The 22,067-nt window shown below is 71.3% G+C and carries 25 protein-coding genes; 11 read left to right on the top strand and 14 right to left on the bottom strand.

The features are described 5' to 3' along the window. Positions 1–239 precede the first annotated feature (239 nt). Genes AB0A63_RS38815 through AB0A63_RS38825 form a run of 3 tightly spaced genes read right to left on the bottom strand, consistent with a single transcriptional unit; the run spans position 240 to position 3,405 of the window. A complete protein-coding gene (locus AB0A63_RS38815) occupies positions 240–1,361 on the bottom strand; it encodes a hypothetical protein (RefSeq protein ID WP_360401197.1) in 1,122 nt (373 codons plus the stop codon). Continuing rightward, positions 1,358–2,872 carry an alkaline phosphatase D family protein gene (locus AB0A63_RS38820; protein WP_360401200.1) on the bottom strand — a complete coding sequence of 505 codons (1,515 nt, stop codon included), beginning with the start codon at positions 2,870–2,872 and terminating at the stop codon, positions 1,358–1,360. Before AB0A63_RS38820 ends, AB0A63_RS38815 begins: the two co-directional genes overlap by 4 nt. A gap of 11 nt (positions 2,873–2,883) precedes the next feature. After that, entirely contained in the window at positions 2,884–3,405 is a 522-nt protein-coding gene (locus AB0A63_RS38825) for an FAD-dependent oxidoreductase (protein WP_360401203.1), read from the bottom strand. Positions 3,406–3,471: 66 nt separating this feature from the next. Here AB0A63_RS38825 and AB0A63_RS38830 point away from each other — a divergent pair, with 66 nt between their 5' ends. Continuing rightward, positions 3,472–3,939 carry a MarR family transcriptional regulator gene (locus tag AB0A63_RS38830; RefSeq protein WP_360401206.1) on the top strand — a complete coding sequence of 156 codons (468 nt, stop codon included), beginning with the start codon at positions 3,472–3,474 and terminating at the stop codon, positions 3,937–3,939. Here AB0A63_RS38830 and AB0A63_RS38835 read toward each other — a convergent pair. Beyond that, positions 3,878–4,420, bottom strand: coding sequence for a TetR family transcriptional regulator (locus tag AB0A63_RS38835; protein WP_360401209.1), 543 nt, complete (start codon positions 4,418–4,420; stop codon positions 3,878–3,880). The genes AB0A63_RS38830 and AB0A63_RS38835 overlap by 62 nt on opposite strands. 109 nt (positions 4,421–4,529) lie before the next feature. Between AB0A63_RS38835 and AB0A63_RS38840 the strand changes: the two genes are divergently transcribed. Both AB0A63_RS38840 and AB0A63_RS38845 read left to right on the top strand, forming a co-directional pair. Beyond that, a complete protein-coding gene (locus AB0A63_RS38840) occupies positions 4,530–5,471 on the top strand; it encodes an SDR family NAD(P)-dependent oxidoreductase (protein WP_360401212.1) in 942 nt (313 codons plus the stop codon). Then, positions 5,471–6,208, top strand: coding sequence for an SDR family NAD(P)-dependent oxidoreductase (locus AB0A63_RS38845; RefSeq protein ID WP_360401215.1), 738 nt, complete (start codon positions 5,471–5,473; stop codon positions 6,206–6,208). Before AB0A63_RS38840 ends, AB0A63_RS38845 begins: the two co-directional genes overlap by 1 nt. Here the strand turns inward: AB0A63_RS38845 and AB0A63_RS38850 are convergent. Next, a complete protein-coding gene (locus AB0A63_RS38850) occupies positions 6,205–7,044 on the bottom strand; it encodes a LysR substrate-binding domain-containing protein (RefSeq protein ID WP_360401218.1) in 840 nt (279 codons plus the stop codon). The two genes, AB0A63_RS38845 and AB0A63_RS38850, sit on opposite strands and share 4 nt — an antisense overlap. Before the next feature lie 82 nt (positions 7,045–7,126). Here AB0A63_RS38850 and AB0A63_RS38855 point away from each other — a divergent pair, with 82 nt between their 5' ends. Next, positions 7,127–7,996: an MBL fold metallo-hydrolase gene (locus AB0A63_RS38855; protein WP_360401221.1), complete on the top strand. Its 870-nt coding sequence runs from the start codon at positions 7,127–7,129 to the stop codon at positions 7,994–7,996. 63 nt (positions 7,997–8,059) lie between these two features. Then, the gene (locus AB0A63_RS38860; protein ID WP_360401224.1) at positions 8,060–9,097 is read left to right on the top strand and encodes a chitinase; all 1,038 of its coding nucleotides are present in this window, start codon (positions 8,060–8,062) and stop codon (positions 9,095–9,097) included. Between the two features lie 48 nt (positions 9,098–9,145). On the opposite strand, the gene AB0A63_RS38865 is transcribed toward AB0A63_RS38860, so the two are convergent. Then, the gene (locus AB0A63_RS38865) at positions 9,146–10,420 is read right to left on the bottom strand and encodes a hypothetical protein (RefSeq protein ID WP_360401227.1); all 1,275 of its coding nucleotides are present in this window, start codon (positions 10,418–10,420) and stop codon (positions 9,146–9,148) included. A gap of 81 nt (positions 10,421–10,501) precedes the next feature. Then, on the bottom strand, positions 10,502–11,557 hold the full coding sequence (locus AB0A63_RS38870; protein ID WP_360401230.1) for a beta-eliminating lyase-related protein: 1,056 nt from the start codon (positions 11,555–11,557) through the stop codon (positions 10,502–10,504). A 79-nt stretch (positions 11,558–11,636) separates the two neighbouring features. On the opposite strand from AB0A63_RS38870, the gene AB0A63_RS38875 reads away from it, so the two are divergent. After that, a complete protein-coding gene (locus AB0A63_RS38875) occupies positions 11,637–12,008 on the top strand; it encodes a hypothetical protein (RefSeq protein ID WP_360401233.1) in 372 nt (123 codons plus the stop codon). A gap of 67 nt (positions 12,009–12,075) precedes the next feature. Here the strand turns inward: AB0A63_RS38875 and AB0A63_RS38880 are convergent, their stop codons facing one another. Together AB0A63_RS38880 and AB0A63_RS38885 are read right to left on the bottom strand one after the other, a co-directional pair. Further along, positions 12,076–12,438, bottom strand: coding sequence for a DUF779 domain-containing protein (locus AB0A63_RS38880; protein ID WP_360401236.1), 363 nt, complete (start codon positions 12,436–12,438; stop codon positions 12,076–12,078). Continuing rightward, complete coding sequence (locus tag AB0A63_RS38885) at positions 12,438–13,961, bottom strand: aldehyde dehydrogenase family protein (RefSeq protein ID WP_360401239.1); 1,524 nt, start codon at positions 13,959–13,961, stop codon at positions 12,438–12,440. Before AB0A63_RS38885 ends, AB0A63_RS38880 begins: the two co-directional genes overlap by 1 nt. 117 nt (positions 13,962–14,078) lie before the next feature. On the opposite strand from AB0A63_RS38885, the gene AB0A63_RS38890 reads away from it, so the two are divergent. Together AB0A63_RS38890 and AB0A63_RS38895 are read left to right on the top strand one after the other, a co-directional pair. Continuing rightward, positions 14,079–15,191 carry a GAF domain-containing protein gene (locus AB0A63_RS38890; RefSeq protein ID WP_360401242.1) on the top strand — a complete coding sequence of 371 codons (1,113 nt, stop codon included), beginning with the start codon at positions 14,079–14,081 and terminating at the stop codon, positions 15,189–15,191. Positions 15,192–15,280: 89 nt separating this feature from the next. Beyond that, positions 15,281–15,559, top strand: a complete 279-nt coding sequence (locus AB0A63_RS38895; protein ID WP_360401245.1) for a hypothetical protein — start codon at positions 15,281–15,283, stop codon at positions 15,557–15,559. Between the two features lie 6 nt (positions 15,560–15,565). On the opposite strand, the gene AB0A63_RS38900 is transcribed toward AB0A63_RS38895, so the two are convergent. Continuing rightward, positions 15,566–16,045, bottom strand: a complete 480-nt coding sequence (locus AB0A63_RS38900; RefSeq protein WP_360401248.1) for a hypothetical protein — start codon at positions 16,043–16,045, stop codon at positions 15,566–15,568. A 56-nt stretch (positions 16,046–16,101) separates the two neighbouring features. Here AB0A63_RS38900 and AB0A63_RS38905 point away from each other — a divergent pair, with 56 nt between their 5' ends. The 3 genes from AB0A63_RS38905 (at position 16,102) to AB0A63_RS38915 (ending at position 18,309) form a co-directional block, all read left to right on the top strand. Continuing rightward, positions 16,102–16,974 carry a PfkB family carbohydrate kinase gene (locus AB0A63_RS38905; protein ID WP_360401251.1) on the top strand — a complete coding sequence of 291 codons (873 nt, stop codon included), beginning with the start codon at positions 16,102–16,104 and terminating at the stop codon, positions 16,972–16,974. A 73-nt stretch (positions 16,975–17,047) separates the two neighbouring features. Beyond that, positions 17,048–17,785 (top strand): DUF4397 domain-containing protein, encoded by a 738-nt coding sequence (locus AB0A63_RS38910; RefSeq protein WP_360401254.1) that lies wholly within the window; start codon positions 17,048–17,050, stop codon positions 17,783–17,785. Continuing rightward, a complete protein-coding gene (locus AB0A63_RS38915) occupies positions 17,785–18,309 on the top strand; it encodes a class F sortase (RefSeq protein ID WP_360401257.1) in 525 nt (174 codons plus the stop codon). Before AB0A63_RS38910 ends, AB0A63_RS38915 begins: the two co-directional genes overlap by 1 nt. A gap of 113 nt (positions 18,310–18,422) precedes the next feature. On the opposite strand, the gene AB0A63_RS38920 is transcribed toward AB0A63_RS38915, so the two are convergent. From AB0A63_RS38920 to AB0A63_RS38935, 4 genes are all read right to left on the bottom strand, one after another. After that, positions 18,423–19,058 (bottom strand): ATP-binding cassette domain-containing protein, encoded by a 636-nt coding sequence (locus AB0A63_RS38920; protein WP_360401260.1) that lies wholly within the window; start codon positions 19,056–19,058, stop codon positions 18,423–18,425. Beyond that, positions 19,052–19,954, bottom strand: coding sequence for an ABC transporter ATP-binding protein (locus AB0A63_RS38925; protein WP_360401263.1), 903 nt, complete (start codon positions 19,952–19,954; stop codon positions 19,052–19,054). Before AB0A63_RS38925 ends, AB0A63_RS38920 begins: the two co-directional genes overlap by 7 nt. After that, positions 19,948–20,832 (bottom strand): ABC transporter permease, encoded by an 885-nt coding sequence (locus AB0A63_RS38930; protein WP_360401266.1) that lies wholly within the window; start codon positions 20,830–20,832, stop codon positions 19,948–19,950. The genes AB0A63_RS38925 and AB0A63_RS38930 overlap by 7 nt, the downstream gene beginning before the upstream one ends. Before the next feature lie 224 nt (positions 20,833–21,056). Further along, positions 21,057–22,010, bottom strand: coding sequence for an ABC transporter permease (locus tag AB0A63_RS38935; RefSeq protein ID WP_360401268.1), 954 nt, complete (start codon positions 22,008–22,010; stop codon positions 21,057–21,059). Positions 22,011–22,067: the final 57 nt, after the last annotated feature.

Here is a 22,067-nt window from a genome sequence, read left to right on the forward strand (position 1 = left end):
GTGCCCGGCGCCGCGTTTCTGGGGCCCCCCGCCCCCCACCCCTCCGCCGTGCGGGGGTTGTGTCCCCCGCGTGGGGGGGTGCCGGACCCCCCGCGCCGCAGGCCCCTGGACCTCCGCTAGGCAGGTTGCCAGCTGTCATGCCTTCGCCCCTGGCTCTGCTGGCGTCTGCAAGCACCACCAACTCAACATCCTTGGGAAGCAACGAGGGGGCGGGCAAGGCTTCTGGCCAGGGGCTCAGCTCACCACGCCTGGGTCGTGAGGCCCAGGCCGAGGTAGACCTGGTCGAACCCGTTGCCGTCGTTGTCGTCGGTGTAGACGACGCTGACGCGGCCCCACGGGTCGACGCCCACGGCCGGTTCGTCCTGCCTGCCGGTGGCGGTCGAGACCGTGAGCTGCCGCGGCGGCCGGCCCGTGGTGGTGCCGTCCGGGTTGTAGACCACCGTGTGCACGTCCTGCGCCTCGGCCGTGGTCACCGCGACGCCGCGCTGGTCGTCGACCCCGATCTGCGGGTCGGCGCCGGTGGTCTGCGCGGTCGTCCCGGTGGCCGCACCGGCCGCGGTGAACGACTGGGTCCGCACCCCGGCGCTCTCCCACGCGACCGCGAAGTCGCCGTTGAAGTTGGCCGCCACGGCGGGACGTTTTCCCGTTCCCGTCGTGGTCTGCGCCTGCTTCACGCCACCGGACGGGGTGAGGATCTTGCGGGCCACGGTCGCATCGGCCTCCCACACCACGACCGCGTTGGCGGCCGCACCCATGGCGACCTGCGGCTTGGCGTGCGTGCCACCGGCGTTGTTGACCTGGGCCTCGTAGGTCTTGCTGGTCAGGGACGCGAACCCGGCGATCCGGACGGTCGACGGGTTGGTGCCCTGCTCGTCCTCCCACGTCACGGCGAAGTGCGCGGTGTCCGGGTCCGCCGCCACGCTCGGGAAGTGCTGCTGGCCGTCGGCGCTCGCGTTGGCGGTGCCGGAACCGGAGACCGTCCCGGTGGCCGACACCTGGCGGACCGCGATGTTGTAGTAGCCGTTGCCGTCCGGGTCCTCCGACCACACGACGACAGCGCTGCCGTCCTCGTGCAGCGCGACGTCGGGCTGCCAGTGCCGCCAGTCGCCGGTGCCGCCGGTGCTCAGCTTCTTCTCGTAGACCGGCGTGCCCTCCCGGTAGAGCCGGATCCAGACGTCGGAGTGGACCGGGTCCTCGGGGGTGGCGGCGTCGCGGTCGTCCTCCCACACGACGGCCGTGTAGCCGTTGCGGGTGGCGGAGACGGCGGCGTTGTCCTGGTCACCGGTCGAGTCGCTGTTGACCGTGGACCACGTCATGGGGGCGGGGGCGAGGAGCAACGAGGCGATCAGCAATGTCTTCACGGCGCCTGCAATCCGGGGTTGTCCGCCTCGACCACGTAGCTCTGCACGGTCTTCACCGGGTAGTCGCGGACGGTGACCTTGTCGACGGCGCGGAAGTCGACCCGCATCTCGGTGCTCGTGGTGCGGGTCTTCACGTAGCCGCGCAGGTTCTTGAAGAACTTCACGTGCGGGTTGAGCGTCGGGTTGAGGCTGTTGTCGGCGGCGTTGCCGTCACCGCCGGAGGTGACGGACGTGGTCACCAGCTCGGTGCCGATGATCCGGTTCTGCGACTGGTAGGACTGCATGAGGTTCGCGGCCCAGCTGCGGTGCACGTCGCCGGTGAGCACGACGGTGCCCTTGTTGCCGTTGGTGTCCCACGCGTTCTGGATGCGCGTGCGGTTGGCGGTGTAGCCGTCCCAGGCGTCCATGCTCTTCGACCCGTCCGCGGCGGCCAGCCGTTGGGCGAAGAACACCTGCTGGCCCAGGAAGTCCCAGGTGCCGAGCTTCTGCCGCAGGCCGTCGACCAGCCACGACTCCTGAGCGGTGCCGGTGAGCGTGCGGGCCGTGGCGTCGGCGTCCGGGCAGACCTTCGTGCCGTCGCCGCACGCCTGGTCGTCGCGGTACTGGCGGGTGTCGAGCAGGTGGAACGTCGCCAGGCTGCCCCAGCGGACCCTGCGGTGCAGCAGCATGTTCTCCGCGCTCGGGGCCTGGGCGGAGCGCAGCGGCATGTGCTCGTAGTACGCCTTGTACGCCGCCGCCCGGCGGGCCTTGAAGTCACCGGCAGGGCTGGAGTCGTTGCGGACCAGGTTGGCGTAGTTGTTCTCGACCTCGTGGTCGTCCCACACGACCAGCCACGGCGCGGTCGCGTGCGCGGCCTGCAGGTCCGGGTCGGTCTTGTACTGCGCGTGCCGCACCCGGTAGTTCGCGAGCGTGCTGATCTCGCCGGCGGGTGCGAACTTGCGGACCTTCGTGGTGGTGGCCGCGCCCTCGTAGATGTAGTCGCCCAGGTGCAGGATCAGGTGCGGGTGCTCCTCGGCCATCCTGCGGTAGGCGGTGAAGTAGCCCTCCTCGTAGTGCGAGCAGGACGCGAAGAGCATGGACAGCTCGGGGGAGGTGCCGGCGGCCGGTGCGGTGACCGCGCGGCCGACGGGGGAGATGTGGCCGTCGGCGCGGAAGCGGTACCAGTACTCGCGGCCCGGTTCCAGGCCGGTCAGCGTGACGTGGACGGAGTGCGCACTCGCCGGCACCGCGGTGACCGTGCCGGTGCGAGCGATGCCCGTGAAGCGCTCGTCGGTGGCGACCTGCCACTCGACGGAGGTGGTGGTGTTCGGCATGCCGCCGAGACCGTCGGCGTTGAGGGGGGTGGGGGCGAGGCGGGTCCAGATCACGAACCCGTCGGCCGCCGGTTCACCGGACGCGACGCCCAGGGTGAAGGGGTAGCCGATCGCGTTGGCCAGCCGGGGCACGAACACACCCGCGCTCGCTCCGGCGAGACTTCCCACGATGAAGGTGCGTCTCCGTAACGTGGTCATGCCTCGCAGGCTTACCCGGCGCGAGTAAAGGACCGCCTAACGGCGGTGGTATGCGGTCTTAATGTGCTCTCCCACCACGAGAACGCGTCGCGGTGGTCGCGGTGCAGGTCGAGTCCGTCCGCCAGTGCCTCCGCCGAGCTCAGCGGCAGCCGTGTGTCCCGCACGGCCCGGTGGAGCAGCGCCACGTGGTCGCGTGACCAGGCGTCGAGGCGCAGGCCCGGTAATCGCTCCGCCTGGCAGCAGGGTTGCGCGCACACGACGATGTCGAACCACTCGTCGTGACCGGGGAACGCGACGGTGACACCGAACCGGTCCGGGCACAGGGCGGTGACCGGGTCGTGGCGGGTCTCGTAGTGCAGCGGGTGCGGCAGCGCGGCGAGCCGGCGGGCGGCGTGGCGGTCCGGTCCGAGCACCGGCATCGGTTCCTGCCGCACGCCGTGGTCCAGGACGACGACGTGCCAGTCGCTGCGGGCCAGCCGGAGAGCGGTCGCGAGCCCGGCGGTCCCGGCTCCGACGACGAGTGCTGTGGCCATGACCTGCCCCTTCCCCCTAGGATTGAGGCTAGCGAACGTTCAGAAATTTCTGAAGGCTGGGGCACTGTGACGGGCGAGACAGACCGCAGGCAGGTGGCCGAGCACCTGGCGCTGACGCTGGTCGGCGCCGGGATGCAGCGGATGGCCGCGCGCGTGCTCGCCGCGTTCCTGTTCACCGACGAGGACTCGCTGACCGCGGGCGACCTGAGCGAGGAGCTCGGCGCGAGCGCGGGGTCGGTGTCCGGCGCGGTCAAGATGGTCATGCAGATGGGGCTGATCGAACGCGTGCCGGTGCAGGGCAGCCGCCGTGAGCACTACCGGATGCGCGACCGGGCGTGGACGACGCTCTACGGCCGCCAGCACGCCCCGATCGACGACATCCTCGACGCCGTCGCACGCGGGGTCGAGTCGGTCGAGCCGGGGCCCGCCCGTGAGCGGCTGGTCTACATGCGGGACTTCTACGAGTTCCTGCTCAGCGAGGTGCCGGCGCTGGTGGAGCGGTTCGAGCAGCGCCGAAGCGAATCCCGTCCATGACGAGGTCGAGCATCCTGCGGGCCTGAGCCGGGTCGTCGTTCTGGGCGACGGCCACGAGCATCGCCATCACGTCCGCGGGCTCGTTGCGGGCACCCAGCGGTTCCAGCAGCTCCCGCAACGCGCCGACCATCTTCGCGCGGCTGTGCTCGAACGGGTTCACGCCGCTCGCGATCACCGCCTGCAACGCGTCCTTGAGGTCGCGCTTCGTCGCGATGTAGGCGGTGAAGCGGTCCATCCACGCCCGCAGCGCCTCCTCGGCCGGCAGGCCGGCGAGCGGGGTCAGGTCGCAGAGCTTCTCCAGCTCCGCGCGGTAGACGGCCTCGATCAGCGCCTCGCGGGTGGGGAAGTGCCGGTACAGCGTGCCGATCCCGACGCCCGCCTTCTTGGCGACGGCGCCGAGCGTCACGTCCTTCCCGTGGGTGAACGCGTCGAGCGCCACCTCGAGCAGCAACGCCCGGTTGCGGGCGGCATCAGCACGCACTTCGAACTCTCCCCGTGGGATCACTTGCTAACCGGAGGGGCCTCCGGTTAGTGTGGAACTCGAACCGGAGGAACCTCCGTTTCAGTGTACGACAGGTTGGGGAAAGCAGATGACGGAGCGCATCACCACCCCGTTCGGCTTCGAGACCACCGCTCTCGAGGTCATCGACGGCGTCGACCTGTCCGGCCGCCGCGCCGTGGTCACCGGTGGGGCGTCGGGCATCGGCGTCGAGACCGTGCGGGCACTGGCCGCAGCCGGCGCCGAGGTCACCATCGCGGCCCGCAACGTCGAGGTGGGCGGGCGCGTGGCCGCGTCGCTCGCCGAGTCGACGGGCAACAAGAACGTCCTCGTGGCGCCGCTGGACCTCGCGGACCAGGAGTCGGTCAAGGCGTTCGCGCGGTCCTGGGACGGGCCGCTGCACCTGCTGGTCAACAACGCCGGCGTCATGGCCACGCCGCTGACCCGCACACCGGAGGGCTGGGAGATCCAGTTCGCCACCAACCACTTCGGCCACTTCACGCTGACGCTGGGCTTGTTCGACGCGCTGCGGGCCGAGGGCGCACGCGTCGTGAACGTCAGCTCGGCCGGTCACCTCTCGAGCCCGGTGGTGTTCGAGGACATCCACTTCGAGCGCCGCGAGTACGACCGCTGGCAGGCCTACGGCCAGTCCAAGACCGCGAACGTCCTGTTCGGCGTCGAGGCCGGGAAGCGCTGGGGCGCCGAGGGGATCACGATGAACGCGCTGATGCCGGGCGCGATCCTGACGAACCTGCAGCGGCACATCACGCCGGAGGAGCTGGAGGAACGGCGCCGGCTGCGCGGCGGCGACCGGCCGGTGCGGCTCAAGACGCCGGAGCAGGGCGCGGCCACCACGCTCGTGCTCGCCGTCTCGCCGCTGGTCGACGGGCGGTCGGGGCTCTACTTCGAAGACTGCAACCAGGCCTTGCCCGCCACCGGTTCGGCCGGGCTCGCCGCATACGCACACGACCCGGAGGCCGCCGCACAGCTGTGGAAGGTCTCCGAGGACACGCTCAACGTTGGGGAACAGTGATGAACACCAGGTTCGAGACCACCGCACTGGACGTCGTCGAGGGCGCTGACCTCTCCGGCCGCCGCGCGATCGTGACCGTCGGGGCGTCGGGGATCGGTGTCGAGACCGTGCGCGCGCTGGCCGTCGCGGGCGCCGAGGTGACCATCGCGGCACGTGACCTCGATGCCGCGCAACGGGTGGCCGTGGAGCTGATGGTGGCCACCGGCAACAAGCGGATCTCAGCCGCACGGCTGGACCTCGCGTCCCAGCAGTCGGTGAAGGCGTTCGCGCGCGACTGGGACGGCCCGCTGCACCTGCTGGTCAACAACGCCGAGGTGCGGGCCACGCCGTTGACCCGCACCGCCGAGGGCTGGGAGCTGCAGTTCGCGACCAACCACCTCGGGCACTTCGCGCTCACGCTCGGGCTGTTCAACTCGTTGCGGGCCGACGGTGCGCGCGTGGTGAACGTCAGCTCGTCCGCGCACCTCAAGAGCGATGTCGTGTTCGACGACCTCCACTTCGAGCACCGCGAGTACGACCGCTGGCAGGCCTACGGCCAGTCCAAGACCGCGAACATCCTGTTCGCGATCGAGGCCGGCAAGCGGTGGGCCGCCGAGGGGATCACGACTACCGCCGTGCTGCCGGGCAGCTACCGCGGCCTGGCCCCGTACGCGCAGGACGAGGAGTCAGCGGCACTGCTGTGGAAGGTCTCCGAGGAGACCCTGGGCGTCTACGACCTGCAGGCCGCCCTGCGCTAGGCGTACGCCGTGACGGCGGTCCGGACCAGCGAGCTGATCAGCGGGTTCGGGTCGCCGTCCTGCCACGCCACGACGACGCGGCTCGGTGCCATGTCGGTGAGCGGCACGACGGCGAGCTCGGCCGGTGGGGTGTGTCCCAACGGGGTCATGCCGACGGTTCCGTTCCACAGCACGGCTTGCAGGCACTCCTGGACCGCGCGCACGACCGGGCCCTCACGGGGCTCGCCGCCGTGCCAGTAGCTCTGCCAGGCCGGGTCGGTGCCCTCGGGGAACCGGAACCAGCGGCGGTCCGCGAGGTCGGCGAGCCGCAGTTCCCCGTGCTGTGCCAGGGAATCGTCCGCGCGCAGCACCACGCCGACCGGGTCGCCGCGCAGCTCGTGGGTGCTCAGCCCGGTCAGGTCGAACGGCGCCCTGGTCAGCGCCACGTCCACGAGCCCGGCCCGCAGGCCGCAGGTCGGGTCGGTGAGGTCGGTCTCGCGGACCAGCACCTCGACGTCCGGGTGCTCGCGCCGGAACGCGGCCGCCAGCCGGGTCGCGCCCTGGTCGGAGCTGTCGGCGAGCACGCCGATCGTGAGGGTGGCCGCGCCCGCGACCCGGTCGCGCAGGCGGTCCGCCCGGTCCAGCAGGTCGCGCGCCCCGTGCAGGAGCAGGCGACCGGCCGGCGTGAGCGCGACGCCCGCGGGGGAGCGGTGCAGCAGCACGGCGCCCAGGTCGTGCTCCAGCTGCTTGATCGCCCGGCTCAGCGGCGGCTGGCTCAGGTGCAGTCTCGCGGCGGCGCGGCCGAAGTGGAGCTCCTCGGCGACGGCGACGAAGTACCGCAGGGTGCGCAGCTCCACGATCAGCGACGATACCGGCCCGGTATCGGGTGTGCGGAGCCGGTCTTGGACAGCGCGCGGTCCCGCGGGTGAGCTGGTGGTCATGGAGCTCATGGACCCGGTCGTCCGGGTGGAAGGCGCGGTCGAGATCGCCCGCGACCTGCTGGTGGTGCCCGGCGAACGCGTGCCGCTCGTGCCGAACATCGGTGTGATCGGCGGTTCCGCGGCGGTGCTCGTCGTGGACACCGGCTTGGGCGTGGAGAACGCCTCCGCCGTGCTGGCGTTCGCCCAGGAGGTGGCGCGCGGCCGCCGGATCTACCTGACCACGACGCACTTCCACCCGGAGCACGCGTTCGGCGCGCAGGTGTTCGCGGGGGAGGCCACGTACCTGGTGAACCGCGCGCAGGCCGCCGATCTGGACCGCAAGGGCGCCGGTTATCTGCAGATGTTCCGCGGGCTGAGCGACGTGGTCGCGCGCCGGCTGGAAGGCGTCGAGGTGCCGGTGCCGGACGTCGTGCACGACTCGTACGACCTGGACCTCGGTGGCCGGGTGGTGCGGCTGCGGGCCACGGGGCGCGGCCACACGCTGGGCGACCAGGTGGTCGAGGTGCCCGACGCCGGCGTCCTGTTCACCGGCGACCTCGCCGAGACCGGGCAGTTCGCGATCTTCCCGTGGTTCCCGCCGCACGACACCGACGTGTCCGGCCTGGGCTGGATCGACGTGCTGGACCGGCTGAGCTCGCTGCGGCCGTCCGTCGTGGTGCCCGGTCACGGCGACCTCGGCGGGCAGGAGGTGCTTGCGGACGTGCGGTCCTACTTGGCCGAACTGCGCGACGAGACGTGGCGGCGGCGTGGTTCCGAGCTGGTCGCGGAGGAGGTGCGGGAGCTGATGATCGCGCGGCACCCCGAGTGGGAGGGCCGCGAGTGGATCGAACCGGGCGTCGCGTGCCTGTGCGCCGAACATCCCGCCTAGAGGTCTGGACCATTTCGTGCTTGAATGACAGCGGGTCGCCGCCTGAACGCGAAAGGTGAGCGAATGTCCGCACGTTCGGTGTTGACAGCCCTGCTTCTGCTCATGACCGCCGTCCTGGTCCCGTCGACCGCTGCCCAGGCGGCCGACACGTGCGCCCTCAAGCCCCGGCCGGCCGGAAAAGTGCTGCACGGCTACTGGGAGAACTGGGACGGTGCCTCGAACGGCGTGCACCCGCCGTTCGGCTGGACCCCGATCAACGACAGCCGGATCGCCCAGCACGGCTACAACGTGATCAACGCGGCCTTCCCGGTGATCCGCTCCGACGGCACGGTGCTGTGGGAGGACGGGATGGACGCGACGGTGAAGGTCGCGACGCCGGCCGAGATGTGCGCGGCGAAGGCCGCGGGCGCCACGATCCTGCTCTCGATCGGCGGCGCGACGGCCGGCATCGACCTGAGCTCGTCCGCCGTCGCGGACCGGTTCATCGCGACCGTCGTGCCGATCCTGAAGAAGTACAACTTCGACGGCATCGACATCGACGTCGAGACCGGTCTGGTGGGCAGCGGCAGCATCACCCAGCTGTCGCCGTCGCAGACCAACCTGATCCGGATCATCGACGGGGTGCTCGCGGCGATGCCCGCCGGGTTCGGCCTGACGATGGCGCCGGAGACGGCGTACGTGACCGGCGGCAGCGTCGTCTACGGCTCGATCTGGGGCGCGTACCTGCCGATCATCAAGAAGTACGCCGACAACGGCCGCCTGTGGTGGCTGAACATGCAGTACTACAACGGGTCCATGTACGGCTGCTCCGGTGACAGCTACTCCGCCGGCACCGTGCAGGGGTTCGTGGCGCAGACCCAGTGCCTCAACAAGGGGCTGGTCATCCAGGGCACCACGATCCGGGTGCCCTACGACAAGCAGGTCCCCGGCCTGCCCGCCCAGCCCGGTGCCGGTGGCGGGTACATGTCGCCCTCTCTGGTGGGGCAGGCGTGGAACAGCTTCGGTGGCCAGCTCAAGGGCCTGATGACCTGGTCGATCAACTGGGACGGCTCGAAGGGCTGGACGTTCGGCGACAACGTGAAGCGCCTGCAGGGCCGGTAGCGCACCGCTGCTCGGGCCGGAGGCCTGCACCTCCGGCCCGAGCGGCGGTCACGACCGCGGGAGCACGCGCGACTCGTAGGGCTTCGGCTGGTACCGCGGGTCGAAGAAGCAGCCGGAGCCGTACGTCTCGTCGTTGCGGGGGCACCTGGCCGCGACGGAGAACGGGTTCGGCCGCAGCCCGGTCCGCTCCCAGCGCTCCAGCGACTGCACCGCCGAGGCGTACTCGGAGTCGCTGAGCGCGCTGTGCTCGGACTCGGTGGTGAACGTCTGCACGAGGTTCCACCACCGCCCGGCCTTGAGCACCTGCTGCTTGTAGGCCGACTCGTGCTCGACGAACGCCGTGGGATCGCCGATCGCGTGCAGCGAGAGCACCGGGATGTCGATCTTGCCGGTGAGGTCGCTGTCGTAGGCCAGTTCCGCGCGTGCCTGCGGGTCCGGCGAGAACCGCTCGACCCCGGCGTTGAGCGCGGCGTCGTCGTGCGAGCCCTGGTACCGCACGCCCGCGTTGCTCCACGGGTTCCGGCCGCCCAGCCGGTTGTGGACGATGTCGCGGAACGTGAACGTCGCGAAGTTCAGGTGCGAGTTCAAGGTGGACTCGGGGATCTTCGTGACGGCCAGGACGTCATTGAGCTTCTGCTGCTGTTCAGCCGTGCGGTTGCCCGCGGTGCCCAGGCACTCCTCGATCCGGCTCCGCAGCCCGGCCGTGGTCATCGTGGAGTCCTTGCGCAGCCCCATCCACAACGGGTACTGCGCCTCGGTGGGGCGCGGGTGGTTGCCGCAGTAGTACTGGTAGACCACCCGCAGGTCGACCCGGTAGTCGTAGCCCTTCGACCCGCCGGCCATGACCCCGCTGGTGAGCAGTGCCGCGTCGTAGCCCTTGTACAGCTCGATGGTCTTGGCCGCGACGTTGCCGCCCCACGACTGCCCGTGCAGGTACACCTTGCGCGGCTTCAGCGTCGAGCTGACCATCCTGCGCAGGTTGTCCGTGTCCTCGGCGGCCATCCGCGTGCCGTACCCGCCCCGGCGGTAGGACGTGCCGGCCCACGCGTAGCCCTCCTTCACCATGACGGCCCAGCGGTTCAGGTCGTCACGGGTGCGCTCGGGCGTGGGCTCGCCGAGGTCCGGACCGCCGTGCGAGTGCACGACCAGCGTCTTGTTCCAGTGCTTCGGCACGGCAACGGTGTAGTAGGCGCCGTTCGCGTCCCGGCCCTCGTAACAGCGGGTGTCGGCCGGGACGTTCGCCGGGCACGGCGCCGTGGGCGGCAGGTGCACGGGCGTCGTGACGCTCGCGGCGGTGAGAGCGAAAGCCAGCAGGACGTTCATGGCTGGGAATCGTGTGCCCACCGTCGGCTGTGGTCCAGTTCACCCGCACAAACTTGGGACTTCCCTGACGTTGCGGTCCGGCTACGCGCCGAGCTCCTCCCGGACGACCGCGACGAACCGGTCCACATCGGACTCGGTCGTGTCCCACGCCGTCATCCACCGCACCTCCCCGCGCGCCCGGTCCCAGTCGTAGAACCGCACCCGCTTTCGGATCCGGTCGGCGACCTCGACCGGCAACGTCACGAACAGCGCGTTCGCCGCCGTCTCCTGCGTGAACGCGAGCCCGGGAACCTCCTCCAGCGCCGCCCGCAGCCGTGCCGCCATCGCGTTCGCGTGCGCCGCCGACCGCACCCCGAGGTCGCCGTCGAACAGCGCGAGCAGCTGCGCGGACGCGAACCGCATCTTGCTCGGCAGCTGCATCATCAGCTTGCGCAGGTACCGCAGCCCGGTCGCCCGGCCGGGGTCGAGCACGACCACCGCCTCCGCGCCCAGCAACCCCGCCTTCGTGCCACCGAGGCTGATGACGTCCACGCCCGCGGCGGTGGTGAACTCGCGGAACGGCACCCCGAGCGCGGCGGCCGCGTTCCACAGCCGCGCGCCGTCCACGTGCACGGCCATGTCCCGCTCGTGCGCGTAGTCGCAGATCGCCCGCAGCTCATCGGGCGTGTAGAGGGTGCCCATCTCGGTGGTCTGCGAGACGCTCACGGCCAGCGGCTGCGCCCGGTGCTCGTTGCCCCAGCCCCACGCCTCCGCGGCGATCAGCTCCGGCGTGAGCTTGCCGTCCGGCGTGGGCACGGTCAGCACCTTGAGCCCGGTCATCCGCTCCGGCGCACCGCCCTCGTCGACGTTGATGTGCGCGGTGGCCGCCGAGACGACCGCGCCCCACCGGGGCAAGACGCTGGTGAGCGCCATGACGTTCGCACCGGTGCCGTTGAAGACCGGGAACGCCTCCGCGCGCTCCCCGAACCGTTCCCGCACGACCTCCTGCAACCGTGCCGTGTAGACGTCCTCGCCGTACGACACCTGGTGCCCGCCGTTCGCCGCGGCGATGGCGGCGAGCGCCTCCGGCAGCACCCCGGCGTAGTTGTCGCTGGCGAAGGCACGCCAGCCGGTGTCGTGCAACGGCTCGATCGTCATGCCCGCACGGTAGATGCTCCGATTTCTGTCGCCGGCTCGGTCCAGGTCCTGGATGGACACACCGGGCAGGGGAGCCCGCGTGACCGGTTCGCGGCGCTGTACGCCTTCGAGAGCGGCTTCGACTGCTCGTTCACCCGCTTCCGCGCGGTCCGCGCACCTCATCGGGCTGACCGAGCTCACCGCCCTGCTGATGTTCGCCGCGGCCGGCGAGTTCCTGTCCGGTCCCGCTGAGGCCACGGTGCTGTTCCGGGCGGAGACGGGCGCGAACCTGTGGCCGGCCGACGCGGACGGCTGGCTGTCTGTGCTGTCCGTCGGCGGCGACGGCGCGCGCTTCGTCGCTGCACGCGACCTGACCGCGGTGGTGGAGGGCCTGCGCCCGGCCGAGAGCTGGTCGAACGGCTGGGGGAGGAGGCGGAGGAGTGGGACTGGGACTCCGGTGCGGACTTCGTGACGGAGGTGCCGCGGAACCCGGCGTTCACGGATCTCGCGGTGCTGGCGGCTGCCTTGGACTGAGCTCCTCAGAGCTCGTCGTCGGTCAGCAGCCGCGACCGGACCAGGAACCGCACCCCGAGCGGTGCCTCCAGCGAGAACCCGCTCCCGCGCCCCTTCACCACGTCGATCGTCAGGTGCGTGTGGCTCCAGTACTCGAACTGCGCCGCCGACATCCACACGGGAACGGAGAACGAGTCGGCATCCGAGTCCACGGCCAGGTCCCCGAGGTGCACGTCCGACGACCCGGTCCGGAACTCCCCTGCCGGGTAGCACATCGGCGCCGACCCGTCGCAGCAGCCGCCGGACTGGTGGAACATCAGCTCGCCGTGCGACGCCCGGAGGCGGCGGAGCAGGTCCGCCGCCTCCGAGGTCAGGTCGACCCGTGCCATCAGAAGAAGCCCTGGGCGTTCTGCGAGTAGCTGACCAGCAGGTTCTTCGTCTGCTGGTAGTGGTCGAGCATCACGCGGTGGTTCTCGCGGCCGATGCCGGACTGCTTGTAGCCGCCGAACGCGGCGTGCGCGGGGTAGGAGTGGTAGTTGTTCACCCACACGCGGCCGGCCTGGATGTCGCGGCCCGCGCGGTAGGCGATGGAGCCGTCGCGGGACCAGACACCGGCGCCGAGGCCGTAGAGGGTGTCGTTGGCGGTCTTCATGGCGTCGTCGTAGTCGGAGAACGACGTCACGGCGACGACCGGGCCGAAGATCTCCTCCTGGAAGACGCGCATCTTGTTGTCGCCCTCGAACACCGTCGGGGTGACGTAGTAGCCGCCGGAGAGCTCGCCGCCGAGGTCGGCCCGCTCACCACCGGTGAGGACGCGGGCGCCCTCCTGCTTGCCGATGTCGATGTAGGACAGGATCTTCTCCAACTGGTCGTTGGAGGCCTGGGCGCCGATCATCGTGTCGGTGTCGAGGGGGTTGCCCTGCTTGATCGCCTTCGTCCGTTCGACGGCGTCGCCGAGGAAGTCCGAGTAGATCGAGTCCTGGATCAGCGCGCGGGACGGGCAGGTGCAGACCTCGCCCTGGTTCAGCGCGAACATCGTGAAGCCCTCGAGGGCCTTGTCGTAGAAGGCGTCGCGGGAGGCCGCCACGTCGGAGAAGAACACGTTGGGCGACTTGCCGCCGAGCTCCAGCGTCACCGGGATGATGTTCTCGCTGGCGTACTGCATGATCAGCCGGCCGGTGGTGGTCTCGCCGGTGAACGCGACCTTCGCGATGCGGCGGGAGGACGCGAGCGGTTTGCCGGCCTCGACGCCGAAGCCGTTCACGATGTTGAGGACACCGGGTGGCAGCAGGTCGGCGATGAGCTCCATCAGCACGTGGATGGACGCCGGGGTCTGCTCGGCCGGCTTGAGCACCACCGCGTTGCCCGCCGCGAGTGCCGGTGCGAGCTTCCAGGTGGCCATGAGCAGCGGGAAGTTCCACGGGATGATCTGCGCGACCACGCCCAGCGGCTCCTGGAAGTGGTAGGCGACCAGGTCCTCGTCGATCTGCGAGATGCCGCCCTCCTGGGCGCGGATCACGCCCGCGAAGTAGCGGAAGTGGTCCACGGCCAGCGGCAGGTCGGCGGCCAGCGTCTCGCGGACGGGCTTGCCGTTCTCCCACGACTCGGCCACGGCGAGCGCCTCGAGGTTGTCCTCCATGCGGTCCGCGATCTGGTTGAGCACCTGGGCGCGGGCGGAGGGGGAGGTCTTGCCCCACGCTCGGGCGGCGCCGTGGGCGGCGTCCAGCGCGCGTTCGACGTCCTCCGCGGTGCCGCGGGCGATCTCGGTGAAGTCCTCACCGGTCACCGGGGTCGGGTTGGCGAAGTACTCGCCCTTGGCGGGAGGGACGTACTCCCCGCCGATGAAGTGGTCGTACCGGTCGCGGTACGTCACCACGCTGCCGGGCTGGCCCGGGGCCGCGTACTTCGTCATCGTCTCGCCTCCCGCATCGTTGCGAACCGGTGACGACGCTAGGGAGGGCAACGTTTCATCGACGTTGCATCCGAAAGGAGTAGTCCGGACCGCGCGTGCGGCAGTCATCCTGGTGTGATGCAGCCTCGCGAAGTGGCGCGGCCGGTGATCGCCGAGTCGTGGCAGCGGTCCCTCGCGGCCAGCGTCGACCCCGACCGGCACGAGGCGCCGGTGGTGCTCGCACCGGACGAGGTCGCGCACCTGCGCGGGGACCACCCGCTGGCGGCTGCCCTGCCGGTGCTGCGGCACACCCTCGCGATGGACGAGACGATCATGATCGTCACCGACACCACGGGCACGATCCTGTGGTGCGAAGGCGACAACAAGACCCGGCACACCGCGGAGCGCGTCCACCTGACCGAGGGCTCGCGGTGGAGCGAGGACGCCATCGGCACGAACGCGATGGGCACGGCGCTCGCGACCGGCCGCCCGGTGACCGTGCACTCGAACGAGCACCTGGTGCGCCGGTGCCACACGTGGACGTGCGCGGCGAGCCCCATCCGCGACCCGCGCACCGGCACGTTGCTGGGCGTGGTCGACGTGAGCGGCCCGTTGAAGACGATGCACCCGGCCGTCGCGCCGCTGGTCTCCGCCGCCGCCCAGCTCGCGGAACACCACCTGCGGAGCCACCTGCGGCCGCGCAGGCCGGTGCTGGCGCTCACCTTCCTCGGCGGGCTGGCCGCGACCCTCGACGGACGCCCGCTGTCGCTCACGCTGCGCAACGCCGAGGTGCTCACGGCGCTGGCGCTGCACCCGCGCGGCCTCACCGCGGAACAGCTGGCGTTGCAGCTCTACGGCGAGCGCGGCAACCCGACGACGGTCCGCGCCGAGCTGCACCGGTTGCGCGCCCAGCTCGGCACCGCGCTCCTGACCAGGCCCTACCGCCTCAACGTGGAGCTGAGCGGTGACTTCCTGGACGTGCGCGCCGCGTTGCGCGAGGGCCGCTCCGTCGCCGCCTACCCCGGTGAGCTGCTGGCCCGGTCGGACGCGCCGGTCGTGCGGGAGGAACGCGACGACCTGACCGCGGCGTTGCGCCGGCAGGTGATCGACGCCGGTGACGTCGACGCGCTGGTGTCGTTCGCGGACAACGTGGAGGACGCCGAGGTGCTGGAGCGGCTGCACGGGCTGCTGCCGGCCGCCGACCCGCGGCACGCGCTGGTCTCCTCACGGCTGCGCCGAGCGTTGGAATAGGCCTTCCCGCCGGGGGAGGACGACAACGTGAAGCAGTGCACCAACTGCATGACCAGGTTGCCGCGCAAGGAAATCGCTGACGTCGCCTGGTGCCTGCTGTGCACGGCCTGCCGTGGACCGGTTTCCGCTGGCTGACCAAGTCGCACGGCACGTGGGACCGCAACGACGAGACCGGCGAGGTCGCGTTGCTGCGCAAGCGTTCGCGGCCCGACGAGGCGGGGCTGCTGTACCTGGTGCGCCACGGCAGGGTCCTCAAGTTCGGCCGCGGCCAAGCCGACCGGGTGCACGGACACGTCAAGCACGGCGCCATGCCCGTGCTGGTGCTGTCCGGCGGCGAGGACGTCACGGACCGCTTCGCTCCCGGCTGAGCGCCGTCAGTCGGTGCCGAAGTCCCGCCCGCGAACCGGGTGCGGCGACGTGTGCACGTACCGGCCGGAGGGCGTGAGCGAGCGCGCCGCCGGATGCGTCAGGCCGAGCACGGACGCGAACACCTCCCGCGCACCCAGCACGATCCGCTTGAGAGCGGCGGACTTGCGGGCGTGCAACGAGAACGCCTCGATGCGGTCGACCACCCGGACCTGCGGGAGCATGACCACGACGGCGTAGGACGCCGGGTCCGGCAACTGCGGGCAGAGCCGCGCCGGGGTTCCGTTGTCGGACACGAAGTGCGGCAGCGCGGGCTGGGAGCGCTTCGGCTGCGCGGGCAGCGTGAGCGTGGTGTGCGCGGCTCGGCGTTCGGCCAGGGCGGCGCGGTGGGCGCGGACCTGTTCCTTGAACGCGGCGCGCTCGTGGTCGAGGGTGAAGGCACGGCGGTGCCGCTTCAGGGTCCGCAGCTCGGCGAGGTGTCGCGTCACGAGGCCAGTATGCGAAGGCGCGCAACCGTTATTCGCCGGGTGAATCCGGAGGTCCCGTGCCGCAGGCTGGGTACCCCGGCGCCGTGGACAACATCGTCGTGGTGGGGCAGATAGCGCGTGACCTGGTGCTCGTCGTCGACGAGGTGCCCGGTTCCGGTGGCACGAGCCAGGTGCGGCAGCGCCGGGAGATGCTCGGCGGCAAGGGCGCGAACATCGCCGTCGGCCTGGCCCAGCTCGGTGCGGCGGTCGAGCTGGTCGGCGTGGTCGGGGAGGACGGCGTCGGTGAGCGGCTGGTCGCGCGGGCGGCCGCGGACGGCATCGGCACGGCGGGTGTGGTGCGGCGGGGCGTGTCGGCGTTGATCGTCGACCTCGTGGCGGACGGGTGGCGGTACCTGGAGGACCTGCGGGAGCCGGTGCGCGAGGAAGACCTCCCGCTCGACGTGATCGCCGCGGCGAAGGCCGTCGTCGTCCAGCTCCAGCTACCGCCCGAGGTGGCGCTCAAGGCGGCCCGGTCGGCACGCGGTGTCGTGGTGCTCGACGGTGCGCCGGAGGAGTTCCGCGACGAGCTGCTGGCCTGCGCTGACGTGCTGCGGGCCGATCACCGGGAGGCCGAGCTGCTGACCGGACGCAAGATCACCTCGACCGACGACGCCCTGGCGGCGGCCCGTTCGGTCGAAGGGCCGGGGCTCGTGGCGTTCGCGGTCAACGGCGAGGGCAACGTGTTCGTCTGGGACGGAGGCGAGCTGGTGCTGCCGTTGGGTGACGCGGAGGTGGTGGACACGACCGGAGGAGGAGACGCGTTCATCGCGGCGTTGACCTATGCGCTCACGAACGGTTCCACGCCGGAAGAAGCCGCACGGCTCGCCGTGAAGGCATCGGGCGACACGGTGACGCGTCCCGGCGGGCGACCGGATCTGGCCGGGTTGTGAGCGGTGGGAACGACGCGAGAATTGTCGGTGCGGCACGCTACCGTTGGCGTGGTCCGGTGAGGGGAGGTCTGCCGTGCGGTTCATCGCCGTTGTGCTGTTGTTGCTGCTGAGCGCCGCGCCGGCGCAGGCTGCCAGTGGCACGTACATCCGCATCGGGCACTTCTCGGTGGACCAGGCGCGGGTGGAGGTGAGCCTGGACGGCACGGCGCTCGGCGGCTTCGACTACGCCGCGCTCGACGACTACCGGCGGGTCGCCCCCGGCGAGCACCTCGTCGAGTTCCGCACCGCGGACCCGAACGCGCCGGTGCTGCGCTCGGTGCTCGTGCAGGCCGCCGAGGGCAAGGCGTACACGGTGGTCGACCTGGCGAGCACGATGAAGGTCCTGGAGGACGACATCAGCCTGCCGGTCAACGGTCAGGCGCGGCTGCGCGTGATCAACGCCGGTGACGCCGAGATGGACGTCGTGCGGTCGGGCTCCTTCATCCACCGGGGCGTGCAGGCGAACAGCACGACCGGGTACGTCGTGCTCCTGCCCGACGACGACCCCTTGCAGGTGCTGCCGCGCGGCAAGGACTCGACCCAGCTCGACGTGACGACCGAACCCGGCGCGGTCTACTCGCTGCTGGTCAGCGCACGCCGCATCGAGCTGCGGACCGACGCGAAGAGCGCCGAGGTCGTGCCGAGCGGCGGCCAGGAGACCGGCTTCGGCGGCATGGCGGGCGGCTGGGACTGGCTGACCGCGCTCGTCATCGCGCTCGTCGTCGGCCTCGCCATGTACTCGGTGCGCGACCGCCTGTTCCGGTTCGGCTGATGGGCAAGGGCAAGCTGGTGATGGCCGCGGCGATCGTGGTCACGCTCATCTACATCGTCAAGGGCCCCGGCGCGGACCAGGCACCGGAGCCGGTGACGGTGCGCATCCCGGCGATCGGGGTGGAGACGAAGCTGCAGGCCCTCGCGGTCGACGGCGCGGGCGCACTTGAACCGCCGACCCGCGCGGACCAGGCCGGCTGGTACGCGAAGGGCGTCAAACCGGGCGACGCGGGCCCGGCGGTGATCGCGGGCCACGTCGACTCGAAGACCGGCCCTGGCGTGTTCTACCGATTACCGGAGCTGCAACCGGGCGCCGAGGTGCTGGTCGAACGCGAGGACGGCAGCGCGCTGACGTTCGTGGTGAACCGGTCGTACTCCACGCAGAAGGTGGAGTTCCCGACCGCGGGCGTGTACGGCCCGACACCGTTGTCGGAGCTGCGGCTGGTGACGTGCGGCGGTGAGTTCGACCGTGCGGCGGGCAGCTACCGCGACAACGTCATCGTGGAGGCGGTGCTGAAGGCCTGACCAGACCGTTGTGTGCGTGAGAGGTCACGCGCATGTTCGCGTCCGTCTCGGTCTGGTGGGTGTGGTTCATGCCGACCAACGCCGCGTGCGACGTGCCGCCAAGCGTCGGACAGCTACCGCGACGACGTCACCGTGGAGGCGGTGGTGAACGTCTGATCGGCCCACCGGGCGAGCAGCCGGGAGTCGTGCGAGATCGCGAGCACGCCCGCGTCCGTCTCGGCCTGGTAGGCGCGGATCACGCCGACCAGCGCGGCGGTCGTCGAGGCGTCGAGCATCGTGGTCATCTCGTCGCAGATCAGGTACCGGGGCCGCAGGGCGAGCGCGCGGGCGAGGCAGGCGCGTTGCAGCTGGCCGTCGCTCACCTCGTGCGGGCGGCGGTCGAGCAGGTCCTCGGTGAGCATGACGAGGTCGGCGAGCTCGGCGACGCGGCCGGGGTTGTTGCCGAGCGGTTCGGCGATGGCCCTGCGCAGGGTGAAGCGCGGGTCGACGGACAGGCGCGGCTGCTGGAACAGCACACCGATCTTGGTGCGCTGCGGTGCCCGGAACCGGTAGCCCGTGACCGTGTCGCCGTCGATCTCCACGGTGCCCGCGAACGGCTTGTGCAGCAACGCGAGCACCCGCGCCACAGTGGACTTGCCGGACCCGCTCGGGCCGGCGAGCCCGATCGTCCGTCCGGAGGGGATGGTGAGGCTGAAGTCGGTGATCACCGGGTGCCGGTAGCCCGCGGTGATGCCGTGCGCGCTCAGCACGGGCGGTGGCACGCGACGGCGTGCGGGTCGTCGGTCAGCACGGGCCGTTCCTCGCAGATCGCCATGGCCTGCTCGCACCGAGGGGCGAACGCGCAACCGACCGGCAGGTCGGTCAGCAGCGGCGGCAGGCCGGGGATGGGTGTGAAGGCGCGGTCGGGCAGGGCGTCCGCCAGGCCGCGGCTGTAGGGGTGGCGCGCGTTGTCGAGCACGTCGTGGGCGGGTCCGAGCTCGACGATCCGCCCCGCGTACATCACCGCGATCCGGTCGGCGATCTTGTGCGCCGCCTCCAGGTCGTGGGTGATGAGCAGGACGGCGTGCCCGTCGTCGACCATGCGCCGGAACTCGTCGAGCAACCCGTCGACCAGGTCGCGGTCCAAGCCGGTGGTCGGTTCGTCGGCGATGAGCAGCCACGGGTCGCCGACCAGCGCCAACGCGTTCGCGACGCGCTGCGCCATGCCGCCGGACAGCTCGTGCGGGTAGCGGTCGAGGTGTTCGGGCAGCAGCCCGGCGCGTTCGGCGGCACTGGCAGCGTCGCCGCCGAGCGTGCGCGCGGCTTCTTCGAGCTGCGACCGCGCGGTGCGCACCGGCGTGAGGTGGCTGGCCGGGCTTTGCGGGATGAGCCCGATCTGCCGGCCGCGGACCTTCGTGGCCAGCTCGTGGTCCGTGGCCTGGAGCAGGTCGAGCTCGCCGAGCCGTGCCGCCCCGCGGGTCTGGGCGTTGCCCGGCAGGAACCCGAGCAGCGCGCTGGCCAGCACCGTCTTGCCGCACCCGCTCTCCCCGACGAGCGCGACGCACTCGCCGGGCCGGATGGTCAGCGACACGTCGCTGACCGCGTCGACCGTCGCCCCCGGCAACGCGAACCGCACCGACAGCCGTTCGACCTCGAGGTTCACCACGTCAGCTCCGTGCGCCGCTTGGGGTTCAACCGGTCCCGCCACACCCCGCTGACGCCCGACACGGCGAGCGTCGTGACGACGAGCAGCAACCCCGGCGCCAACGACATCCACCACCCGCCGACCAGCAGCGACCGCTGGGCGTCGTTGATCATGTTGCCGATGCTCGCCGCGTGCGGCGGCAGCCCGAGCCCGAGGAACGACAACGCCGTCTCGTGCCACACCGCGTGCGGCACCATGAGCGTGGTCGCGAGCAAGACCTGCGGCGCCACGTTCGGCAACAGGTGCCGCGTCAGCACCTTCGTCCTGCCGGCACCGCCGACGACGGCCGCATCGATGAACGGCCGCGACTTCAACGACAGCACCTCCGACCGCACGATCCGCGCGGACGTGAGCCAGTGGGTGAGCGCGATCGAGATGATCACCGCGGTCAGGCTCGGCCGCAGCACGGCGATGATCACGATGCCCAGCAACAGGTGCGGCACCGACGCCATCGCGTCGACCAGCCGCATCAACACCCGGTCGACCCACCCGCCGACCGCCCCGGCCAGCGCACCCACCGCAGTGCCGACAACCGCCGAGATGGTCGCCGCGACAATGCCCACCGTCAGCGACACACGCAGCGCATAGATGCACCGCAGCAGCACGTCCCGCCCAAGCTCGTCGGTGCCGAACAGGTGCGCCGCCGACGGCGCCTGGTTGGCCACGGCGAGGTCGACGTACTGCTCGTTGAGGTCGACGACCAGCGGAACAACAACGGTCGCCAACGCGACGACCACCAGCACGGTCGCTGCCGGAACCAGCCGCAGCCGAGGCGACCGCGGCGGTCCGGCAGCGGTGAGCCGCGCACGCGGTGCACTGCGCCAGGCCAGGTCAGCCATGGTCCGCCTCCATCTCGGCCCGCCGTACGTCACCCGGACGGGTGGTCGTTGTCCTGATCCGCGCCTGGCCGCGTCTGGTTGATGTCCGGAAGTACCCAACTCGTTCGCCCGCGAAGTGAGGAAGCGCGGATGGGGGCGGACCGCTGCCCAGCCACCCCGGCACTGCCAGCCAGGTCGGGGCCGCCAGCCGGGTCGAGGGGCAGCCGGCCGCAGTCAGGAGTCCGTCAGCCATCGACCGCCACCCTCGGGTCGGCGAGCGCGTAGAGGACGTCGGCGAGGAGGTTCCCCACCAGCACCACGGCGGTGGCCATCACGGTCAGGGCACCGAGCAACGCGAAGTCCACGTTCAGTGCCGCCTCCACGGTGGCGCGCGCGATGCCCGGCCACGAGAACACCGTCTCCACCAGCAACGCCCCCGTGATCAGCTCGGGCAGCCGCGCCCCGAGCAGCGTCAGGAACGGCAGGAGCGAGGTGCGCAGCGCGTGCCCCGTGACCACCAGCCGGTCGGGCAGCCCGCGGGCCCGCGCGCCGATCACGTGGTCCTGGGTGAAGGACTCGAGGAGGTTCTGCCGCACGAACAGCACGAACCACGGCGCCTGCGAGATCGCCAGCACCGCCACCGGCAGCACCATGTGCACCGCGACCCCGCCGACGGTGACCGGCTCCGCCCCGCTCGTCACGCCGCCGCCGGGCAGCCAGCGCAGCTGCAGCGCGAACACGTACAGCACCGCCAACCCCACCCAGAATACGGGCGCGGCCTCCAGCGCGTAGCAGCCGCCGGTGACCACGCGGTCCAGCCACGTGCCCTGCCGCCACGCCGCGGCCGTTCCCAGCAGCAGTCCGAGCAGCAGCGCCAGGGTGAAGCCGACCGACACGAGCAGCACCGTCCACCCGAGACGGTCGCCGATGACGGCGGACACGGGTTGCTGCAGGGAGAGCGAGTCGCCGAGGTCGCCGACCACCGCGTGCCGCAGCCAGGCCCAGTACTGGGCCACCACGGGCTGGTCGACGCCCCAGTTCTCGCGCAGCTGGGCGACGCGTTCCGGGGAGGCGCCGATGATGCGGACGCCGAAGTAGCGCTCGACCGGGTCGAACGGGGAGGCCTTGGCGAGCACGAACAGCGCGAAGCTCACCACGAGCAGGACCGGGGCGGCGAAGGCCAAGCGGCGCAACGCCATCATGCCGAGGGCGCGCGACCTGGTCCGGGGACGACCCGAGAAGCGAGGACCGGCCGA

It is taken from the genome of Lentzea sp. NPDC042327 (genome assembly GCF_040647275.1).
In the GTDB taxonomy this organism is placed as follows: Bacteria; Actinomycetota; Actinomycetes; order Mycobacteriales; family Pseudonocardiaceae; genus Lentzea.